The 9514-nt window shown below is 35.7% G+C and carries 11 protein-coding genes; 8 read left to right on the top strand and 3 right to left on the bottom strand.

What is annotated here, in order from left to right:
- Window positions 1-153 precede the first annotated feature (153 nt).
- Genes atpB through atpC form a run of 8 tightly spaced genes read left to right on the top strand, consistent with a single transcriptional unit; the run spans window position 154 to window position 6611 of the window.
- Complete coding sequence (atpB, locus tag AA81_RS05085; RefSeq protein ID WP_103898426.1) at window positions 154-972, top strand: F0F1 ATP synthase subunit A; 819 nt, start codon at window positions 154-156, stop codon at window positions 970-972.
- Window positions 973-1020: 48 nt separating this feature from the next.
- The gene (locus AA81_RS05080; protein WP_211292660.1) at window positions 1021-1311 is read left to right on the top strand and encodes a F0F1 ATP synthase subunit C; all 291 of its coding nucleotides are present in this window, start codon (window positions 1021-1023) and stop codon (window positions 1309-1311) included.
- 49 nt (window positions 1312-1360) lie between these two features.
- On the top strand, window positions 1361-1852 hold the full coding sequence (gene atpF / locus AA81_RS05075; protein ID WP_103066407.1) for a F0F1 ATP synthase subunit B: 492 nt from the start codon (window positions 1361-1363) through the stop codon (window positions 1850-1852).
- The gene (gene atpH, locus AA81_RS05070; RefSeq protein WP_103898425.1) at window positions 1852-2418 is read left to right on the top strand and encodes an ATP synthase F1 subunit delta; all 567 of its coding nucleotides are present in this window, start codon (window positions 1852-1854) and stop codon (window positions 2416-2418) included. Before atpF ends, atpH begins: the two co-directional genes overlap by 1 nt.
- Window positions 2415-3929 (top strand): F0F1 ATP synthase subunit alpha, encoded by a 1515-nt coding sequence (atpA, locus tag AA81_RS05065; protein ID WP_103898424.1) that lies wholly within the window; start codon window positions 2415-2417, stop codon window positions 3927-3929. Before atpH ends, atpA begins: the two co-directional genes overlap by 4 nt.
- Window positions 3930-3944: 15 nt before the next feature.
- Window positions 3945-4772, top strand: coding sequence for an ATP synthase F1 subunit gamma (gene atpG, locus AA81_RS05060; RefSeq protein ID WP_103898423.1), 828 nt, complete (start codon window positions 3945-3947; stop codon window positions 4770-4772).
- A gap of 11 nt (window positions 4773-4783) precedes the next feature.
- Window positions 4784-6187 (top strand): F0F1 ATP synthase subunit beta, encoded by a 1404-nt coding sequence (gene atpD / locus AA81_RS05055; protein ID WP_103898422.1) that lies wholly within the window; start codon window positions 4784-4786, stop codon window positions 6185-6187.
- 25 nt (window positions 6188-6212) lie between these two features.
- The gene (gene atpC, locus AA81_RS05050; RefSeq protein ID WP_103898421.1) at window positions 6213-6611 is read left to right on the top strand and encodes an ATP synthase F1 subunit epsilon; all 399 of its coding nucleotides are present in this window, start codon (window positions 6213-6215) and stop codon (window positions 6609-6611) included.
- A gap of 17 nt (window positions 6612-6628) precedes the next feature.
- Here atpC and AA81_RS05045 read toward each other — a convergent pair whose 3' ends face one another.
- From AA81_RS05045 to AA81_RS05035, 3 genes are read right to left on the bottom strand one after another with little or no spacing between them, the layout of a single operon-like run.
- Window positions 6629-7330 (bottom strand): hypothetical protein, encoded by a 702-nt coding sequence (locus AA81_RS05045; RefSeq protein WP_103898420.1) that lies wholly within the window; start codon window positions 7328-7330, stop codon window positions 6629-6631.
- 3 nt (window positions 7331-7333) lie between these two features.
- Window positions 7334-7885: a hypothetical protein gene (locus tag AA81_RS05040; protein WP_103898419.1), complete on the bottom strand. Its 552-nt coding sequence runs from the start codon at window positions 7883-7885 to the stop codon at window positions 7334-7336.
- An 8-nt stretch (window positions 7886-7893) separates the two neighbouring features.
- Window positions 7894-9312, bottom strand: a complete 1419-nt coding sequence (locus AA81_RS05035) for an aminopeptidase (RefSeq protein WP_103898418.1) — start codon at window positions 9310-9312, stop codon at window positions 7894-7896.
- Window positions 9313-9514 lie beyond the last annotated feature (202 nt).

Genomic DNA, 9514 nt, shown 5'->3' with positions numbered 1-9514 from the left:
ATGAGGTATCTTTTGTATGGTGTGATATTGGGAATCGCTGCCGTTAATTCATCATATGCCCTTTTGTTCGCTTTTGTGGGTTTGATTAATCTGAAGATTGTTCCATTTTTATCATATAAATAAGTTTGGTAAGTAGTTGGAGGAGGTGTTCTTTTGACGAACGATAGATTGAAGAAATTTACCATCTTTCTTTTTGGTGCTTATATAGTTTTGGGATTAATTAACTTTTTTGTTTTTGACATGAGTTTAGAAGGTGTTGGGGATAGATGGATAGTTTATTTTGGTGATGGAGGGTTCTTTGGTCAGTTGAACCCAATGACGTTGATAATGTCTTTTGCTGTTATGTTATTGTTGATCTTAGTTGCCAGGAGCATACATTTTGAGAGGATTCCTGGAAGGTTCCAGGCTGCTGTAGAAACCTTTTTTGACTATTTTTGGGAAATGGTGGAAGATTCTGTGCCCAACCCTAAGTATCGAAGACAAACTTTTGTAATAGCTATGAGTTTTTTTCTGTATATAAGTGTTTCAAACGTACTTGGTGGGATGCCTGGAATAAACGTTGTGCCTGTTGAAAATGGATTGAATGTGCAGTTGTTCACGGATACCTGGTACACACCTACCTCCGATTTAAATGTGAATCTTACATATGCCTTGATGGTTCTAGTGGTTAGCCATTTTTTTGCTGCAAGAGCTAAAGGTGTACTCAAATGGCTTAAATCTTTCTTTGAACCAAATCCATTGTTGTTTCCTATCAATATAATTAGTGAAATAGCTAAACCAATTTCCCATTCACTAAGGTTATTTGGTAACGTCATGGGTGGGGGGATATTGGTTTTGGTTATTAGTTATATGCTGAAATATTTTGTTTTCCCTGTTTTCTTATGGGGATTTTTTGGTTGGTTTATTGGGCTCATTCAGGCCTTTGTTTTTGCTTTGTTAACTATTGCGTATATTGGTTCTCTATTGGAATAAGACAAAATTTATCTAATCAGAAAAAACTAGTTTAAGGAGGAAAAAAAGATGGATTTATCTACTATGCTTCAAAATTTAGTTTCTGAAGGTGGTTCCATTGGATGGGGCTTATATTATTTAGGAAAGTTATTGGGAGCAGGAGTTGCAATGGGAATAGGAGCTATAGGTCCTGGTATTGGAGAAGGTAACGTTGGTGCGCACGCAATGGACGCTATGGCAAGACAGCCCGAGATGAGTGGGAATTTAACAACGAGGATGTTATTGGCAATGGCGGTTACAGAGTCAACCGGTCTTTATTCTTTGGTCGTTGCTTTGATTTTGTTGTTTGTTCTTCCTTAAGTGTTTATTTTGTTGAGAATTATTAGTTTCCCCCCAAAGAGGTGAGAGTATGATATCTTTTAACTTAACATCAATAGTGAATTTAGTAGGTTTTTTGGCTTTTATGTTTCTTATGTACAGGTTGTTGTACAAGCCGTATTTTGATATAACAGATAAAAGGAAAAAAGAAGTAGAAAAGAATTTAAACGAAGCTGAAAAATTGAGGTTAGAAGCCCAATCAAAGAAAGAAGAGTTGGATAAGCAGTTGGCTGAAGCGGATGATAAAAGACGCGAAATTTTGGCGAATGCTGATGAACAAGCCAAATCCATAGTAAAGTCTGCTCAACAAGAGGCTGAAGAGCAGAGGAAAATTATTTTAGCCAAGGCAGAAAAAGAGGCTGAGGATATTAAAGAAAGTGCAGCAAGAGAATTACAATCGAGAATCGTTTCTCTAGCTGTTGCTATTTCTTCTATGATATTAAAGGAACAGATCGATAAAAAGAAGAACGAAGAGTTGATAAGAAGGGCTATAAACAGTTTAAAAGACAAAGGAGAATTGTGATGAAAGCTTCTTATTTTTTGGCTTCAAAGTATGCCCAAGCCCTTTTGAATACTTTGGAAGAGAAGGGTGAAATTTCTAGATTAGATGAATACGTAGAAGCGTTTCAAAGGTTAAAAAAAGCTCTCGATAGTAGTGAAACTCTTAGAGATTTGGTTTATAGTCCGTTGGTTCCTCCAAAACATATAGTTACACGGATGAAAGAGGTATCAGAATTTGAAGATACGATTTTTGTTCAGTTTTTGGAAGCTTTAGTTGATAAAAGACGTCAAAATTTGATTCCTTTTATGTCTCATATCCTGTACCAAGAGAGTTTAGAGAGAGAAAAAGTTGTAGAAGTGAGGGTTATACTTCCGAGTAAAACGACTAATACAATTATAAATCAGATAAAACAGACCATTCATAATAAAACTGGAAGAAAAATTAAGTTAATAACAGAATTCAATGAAAATCTTATAGGTGGATTACAGTTATACATCGGGGATAAGTTTTTTGATTTCTCGGTAAAGGGATTTTTACAGAACATTCAATCCGCCTATGCACCCGTTGGTGGAGGTGAAAATATTTGAGAGTTAATCCAGATGAATTGACAAAAGTAATAGAAGAACGTATTAAAAGTTATGAAAGTGGAGAGATAAAAGAAATAGGATGGGTAATGCAAGTAAGCGATGGTATCGTTAGGGCTTACGGTTTAAAAGATATTATGACCAACGAGTTGGTTGAAATAGAAACATCTGAAGGTGAAAAGATCTACGGTATAGCTATGAATTTAGAAGAAGATAACGTTGGTATAATAACCTTGGGGGATTACAAAGGAATAAAGGAAGGAGACAAATTAGTTAGAACCAACAGAATAATAGAAGTACCTGTCGGGGAAAAGATGTTAGGTAGAGTGGTTAATCCTTTAGGTATGCCTTTGGATGGGAAGGGTGAAATAAATACCAAGGATTTTTATCCTATAGAAAGAAAGGCGATGGGTGTTGTAACTAGGAAACCTGTTGATACCCCTCTTCAAACCGGTTTAAAAGTGTTGGATTCCTTGATTCCTATAGGAAGAGGTCAAAGAGAACTTATAATCGGAGATAGGCAAACTGGTAAAACCGCTATAGCTATTGATACCATTATAAATCAGAAAGGTAAAGATGTTTTTTGTATTTATGTTTCGATTGGGCAAAAGTCCTCGTCTTTGGCAAGAACGATCGATAATTTAGAAAAGTATGGTGCAATGGATTATACTGTAGTGGTTGCGGCAGATGCTTCAGATCCCGCCTCTTTGCAGTATATAGCTCCTTATGCAGGCGCAGCAATTGGAGAATATTTTATGTTTAACGGAAAGGATGCGTTGGTAATATACGACGATTTAACCAAACATGCCGCTGCTTACAGGGAAATATCGTTGCTACTTAGAAGACCACCCGGAAGGGAAGCGTATCCTGGAGATATTTTTTATCTACATTCAAGATTGTTGGAAAGAGCGTCTAGATTGAACGAGAATTTTGGGAATGGTTCTTTGACAGCTTTACCAATAATTGAGACACAGGCGAACGATATTTCAGCTTATATCCCCACCAACGTTATTTCTATAACGGATGGTCAGATCTATCTAGAAACAGGGTTGTTTAATGCAGGGATAAGGCCTGCTGTTAACATAGGTTTATCTGTTTCAAGGGTTGGTGGAGCTGCGCAAACTAAGGCGATGAAAAAGGTAGCAGGATCTTTAAAATTAGATTTAGCTCAGTACAGAGAATTAGAGTCTTTCACTCAGTTCTCTGCGGATCTTGATGAATCAACTAAGAAACAGTTAACAAAAGGTGAAAAACTCACTGAATTGATGAAGCAACCACAATATTCACCGATGGAGATAGAAGAACAAGTTGCTGTTATTTACGCCGCTAATGAAGGTTACCTCGATCAAATCCCTACGGATAGGATAGGTGATTTTGAAAGACAATTTTTAGCGTATCTTAAAGAAAATTATATTGATACTTTAAATAAGATAAAAGAGAATAAAGACATAACGGATGAAATAAAGAAAGAGCTGAATGAAGCAATTTCAAAATTTTTGAATGTATTTAAATGAGAGTGGTGATTTTAATTGAGCCGCGGTAATTTAAGAGCCATTAAAAGAAGGATCGCCTCTACAGAATCTACGATGCAAATAACAAGAGCCATGCAGATGGTTGCTGCAGCAAGGCTCAACAAAATACAAAGGCAATGGAAAGGTGTAAAAGATTATTCTAACTACGCGGAAAGGGTATTGAAAAAAGTTCCTTTTATTGAAGAAAACTTTTACACTCAGAAGGGTGAAGGGTCTTTAATTTTTGCGATTACTCCAGACATGGGATTAGCAGGCTCTTTTCCGTCTGATTTAGTAAAAGAAGCTATAAAGGCAAAATCCCAGTTGAAAGATTTTAAAGGATTCTTTGTTTTGGGTGCAAAAGGGTATTCAGGCTTAAAGAGTGAAACAGTCTTAGAAAAAGAGATAAGCCTATTCGATATCCCAAAGGTTGATCATGCAGAGTATTTGCTTGAAATTATTTTCCAAATTATGGAAAACAAGGGCATTAGCAAAGTGAAAGTTGTGTATGGAGAATTAAAAAACGCCTTGATACAGTTACCGAAAACTTATGATCTACTTCCGATAACAAAAGATAAATTTGAAATAGATGCGAGATACGAATACGAACCAGAAGAAGAGAAAGTGTTTGAGGATGCTGCATATCAGTATCTTCTCTCTAAAATGTATCTATTTTTATTTGAAACCAAGTTGAGTGAACTTCATGCCCGACAAAACGCAATGAAAAACGCCACAGATAATGCACATGATTTAATAGAAGAGTTGAATCTTGAATACAACAAGCAAAGGCAAGCCTCTATTACCCAAGAGTTGATAGAGATTGTTAATGGGGCGAATATGCAATAGGAGGTAATTCGATGCAAGATCAAAAAGGTAAAATAATATCTGTCATTGGACCTGTCGTCGATGTGAAATTCCCCGAGGGCCAACTGCCTAACGTTTACGATGCTTTAAAAGTAAAAAACGAGTACTCAGGAGAAGAATTGGTTCTTGAAGTTGAGCAATTAATCGGAGACGATACAGCTAGATGTGTTGCAATGGATTCTACGGATGGTATAAAAAGAGGTCAAGAGGTTATCAACACGCAAGAGCCCATAAAAGTTCCTGTCGGGGAAGCTACATTGGGAAGGATGATAAATCTTTTAGGTAAACCTATCGATGAGAAAGGAGAGGTTGAAGGAGAAGAGTACTGGTCAATTCACAGGGACCCTCCATCATTGAATGAACAAGATACATCAATTGAGATTTTAGAGACGGGTATTAAATGTATAGATCTTTTGGCTCCGTTCCCAAGAGGCGGGAAAATAGGATTCTTTGGTGGAGCTGGGGTTGGCAAGACAGTTCTTGTTATGGAACTTATAAGAAATATCGTTAAAGAGCACCAAGGGATCTCTGTGTTCGCAGGTGTAGGCGAAAGAACGAGGGAAGGTAACGATCTTTGGTTGGAAATGCAAGAGACAGGGGTTATTGATAGCACGGCGTTGGTGTTCGGTCAGATGAATGAACCACCTGGGGCAAGGTTCAGAGTTCCTCTAACCGCATTAACAGTCTCAGAATACTTTAGGGATAAGCAAAAAAAGGACGTCTTACTTTTTATAGATAATATATTCAGGTTTGTACAAGCAGGATCAGAGGTGTCGGCTTTACTTGGAAGAATGCCCTCTGCTGTAGGATACCAGCCAACGTTGGCATCGGAAATGGGAGAGTTGCAAGAAAGAATAACCTCCACAAGAGATGGATCTATTACCTCTGTTCAAGCTATTTATGTACCTGCGGACGATTTCACGGATCCTGCACCTGCCACTACTTTTGCCCATTTGGACGCGAATTTAAACCTTTCAAGGAAACAATCAGAATTGGGACTTTATCCAGCGGTTGACCCATTAGATTCCACGTCAAAGATGTTGGATCCCAACGTTGTTGGCCAAGAACATTACTTGGTTGCAAGACAAGTCAAAGAAGTTTTGCAAAGGTATGAAGATCTACAAGATATAATAGCAATTTTGGGTATTGAAGAATTATCAGAAGAAGATAGGCAGGTAGTGAACAGAGCGAGAAGGATTCAAAGATTCTTAACTCAGCCTTTCTTTGTTGCAGAAAGGTTTACAAATTATTCCGGTAAGTATGTTAACATAGAAGATACTATCAAAGGTTTTAAAGAAATACTTGAAGGTAAACATGATGATTTACCAGAAGGTGCTTTTTATATGGTAGGAACTATAGAAGAGGCTGTAGAAAAAGCTAAAAAAATGAATGAATGACGTGTTTGTAAGGCAGGTGGTATAAATATTTAAATTCAAAGTTGTTACCCCAGAAGGGGTAAAGTACGAAGAAGATGTTCAGTATGTAGAATTTAAAACAAAAGAGGGGTCTATGGGAACTTTAACTCAACGGTTGCCCATTGTGACTTCTTTGAGGATTGCCCCAGTATCGATAAAAAAAGTTGATAACTCAGTTGATAGTTTTGCGATCCATGGTGGTATTTTGGAGATGACTGGGGAAGAAATGACTATTGTTACCACCGCTGCTGAAAGATCAGAAGATATAGATATCGAAGCCGCAAGGAAAGCTATGGAAAGTGCCCAAGAAGGAATAAAAGCAACGGAGGATCAGTTTAAAAAAATTAAATTACAAACTAGAATTGAGAAAAATCTTTTGAGGGTCAATATGTCAAAAAGAAAATAAAAGGCTTTTAATTATCTTTAAATGAGGTCTATTTTCGTTTTTATCCTTTGTAAATCACTGTAGTTTTTTTCTAAATAATTGTCTTTAATACTTTTTAAATACCGTAAGTTCAACCATATTTTTCCCCTTTCTTTTAAGAAAGTTTTATCTTTCTCAAGAATAGAAGGGGAAAATATTTTTTGATCGTTTACAACGTATGCGATCAAATTATTAGCTAAGTCCTGATTATTGTCATTTATAGGACTTTTGCTGAATACTAGGTCAACTTCTTGAATCTTCAAAGTTGTTATAGCGGCTGGATTTGTTACTTCCTCAGGAAAGACAAAAGAAATTTTATAAGAGTTTATTGAGAATAATCTCTGAGTTAAATTTCTTTCTTGGTTTATGAGAATAACTTGATTGTTGAAAAGTTTGAGAATATCGTTTTTTAGAAATAAAATCAAATGAATTCCATAAATATTGACAACTTCAGAAATTAGTTGTAATTTGCGGTAGGGAATGTTTTTGTTAGACGAAAAAAGAAAGATGTAAAAACCTTGATTAATACCATCAGTAAAATATTTTATTATGTTTTTTGGAGTCAATTTTTTTATTACGTATATACCCAAACTGTCCCTGTTATAACTTTTTGGTTCTCCATTGATAATTTTTAAAGACTCAAATAGTTCTTTTTTAAGAAAGTTATAATGTAACTTCAAGAACAGATGTTGTGATCTCATTTTTTACCTCAACACCTTGACATCATAGCTACGAATACTTTCTTTCAAATCTGATAAATACTTCCCAAAAGAATATATATAATTTTTACTCTTTTTATAATCGAGTGTGAAATATATAGCGTTTTTGATCACGAATTCGTTTTTGTAATTGGGAACGATGTAGGAGACCGTTGATTCGTTTTTTGTTGTGTTGATAATTATCGCTGGGATTTTTACCCTTCTCAAATTTGATTGTATATGTAAAAGTACTTTTCTTTCCAAACTTTCAGAGAAGTTCAAAGATAGAACGATTAAATCCACTTGATACAAAAGGTTCAAGAAATAAAATTCAAAATTTAGAGCATCGTTGGTAAACCCGAACGATAATAAAACATCTTTTTCTGTTATGAATCTATTATCCTTGTTTAAGTATGTTTTGTTCCTGTTTATATAACATTCTACATACTCTTTGTTGTTGATAGCAACAACATCAGATTGGTCGTTTAAAGACCAACCTGAAGTTGATAATATTAAGTCAAAATCAAAAAATTCCATCGCATTTGCTGAGTTTCCCACAAAAATTCTCATTTTCCAAATTTTTCATAAAAAGTTTTATACGCCAAATAAGTTTCATATATATCCGCTTTTGATGCCACTTCATACGGAGAGTGCATCCCCAAAAGCGGCACACCGGCATCCAAAACGTCTAAGCCTTTTTCAGAAAAGAAAATCGCTATGGTTCCTCCTCCGCCTCTGTCAACCTTTCCCAGTTCTCCTATTTGCCAAGATATGTTTTCTTTGTTGAAAAGGTTTCTAATTTTTCCTACTAATTCAGCATTTGCATCGTTTGTTCTCCCTTTGCCCCCTGAACCTGTATATTTCATCAGAGTTATACCGTAACCCAATTTTGGAGCGTTGGATAGATCGTGAGCTTCTTTGTAGTTTGGGTCTACAGCTGCTGACACATCAGCTGAAAGTAAAGTGGAATTTGTAAGGATTTCTTCGATATTTTGAAGTAGTTCTTCTTCTTTTGCTAAAGCGGCAATTTTCTTCAACACGTAGATCCAGAAATGATTTTTTGCTCCTGTATTTCCATCGCTGCCGATTTCTTCTTTGTCAACTAGCAAAACTGCCGGATTTTTTACCGAAGTTTGTGCATCAATTAAAGCGGTTAATCCTGTGTAGGCACAGACCCTATCGTCGTGACCGTAGGAAGCTAAAAGGCTTTTATCCAAGCCTACATCTCTAACAGGGAGGGCAGGAACGATTTCCAATTCTGCGCTGACCAAGTCCTCTTCTACTATTCCATATTTATCGTTCAAGAGCTTCAAGATATTTAACTTAACGGGATTTTTAACCTTATCGGTTTCATCGTAGGAAATAGCAGTAGTACCAAGGAGCAAATTCATCTTTTCAGCTTCAAAGGCTTCCGAAACCTTTTTATTAGCCAAATCTCTATCAAGATGAGGCAATAAATCAGATATTACAAATACGGGATCGCTTTCATCTTGACCTATAGAGATCTCTATTTTACTGCCGTCACTTTTTATTATTACGCCATGTAATTCAAGTGGTATGTTGAACCACTGATACTTCTTTACACCACCATAATAATGAGTCTTCGCCATCGCAATATTTTCATCTTCAACTATAGGTTCTGGCTTGAAATCAAACCTCGGCGAATCTATATGAGCACCTACTATGTTGATGCCATCCTTCAAAGGATTGTTGTACTTGAAAGCAAATACTGCTTTGTCTCTGTTTACAAAGTAAACTTTATCACCTTTCTCTATCTTTCCAGAGTTTACATAATGAGATAGAGGTTTGAAACCGTTTTTTTCAAGGAGTTCAACTGAGTATGAAACCGCTTTTCTTTCAGTTTTAGAAAAGTTGATAAACTCTTTGTACTTTGAAGAATACATATCGATATCTTCTTTGTTTCTTTTGCTCCATACACTTTTCTTTTGAATGGTTAAACTTTTTTCTAACTCTGTTAGGTTCATTAGATCACCTCCAATAAAATTTTACCATATTTTTTTGAAAATAAGCCAAGTTAAATAAATTTTCTTTCAGTTCTGGTTTATGTATACTCAAATAATGCGTTTATATGTGATTAGGTAGAAATATTTGCCAATAGAGTTGATTACGATGTTTAAACTTTTATTTTCTTAAATTTTATTATTTGTTTAAAAAGTATAAAAATAT

Source organism: Petrotoga halophila DSM 16923 (genome assembly GCF_002924615.1).
Note: the sequence above shows the minus strand (reverse complement) of the source record. Positions and strands in the feature narration are given on the sequence as shown.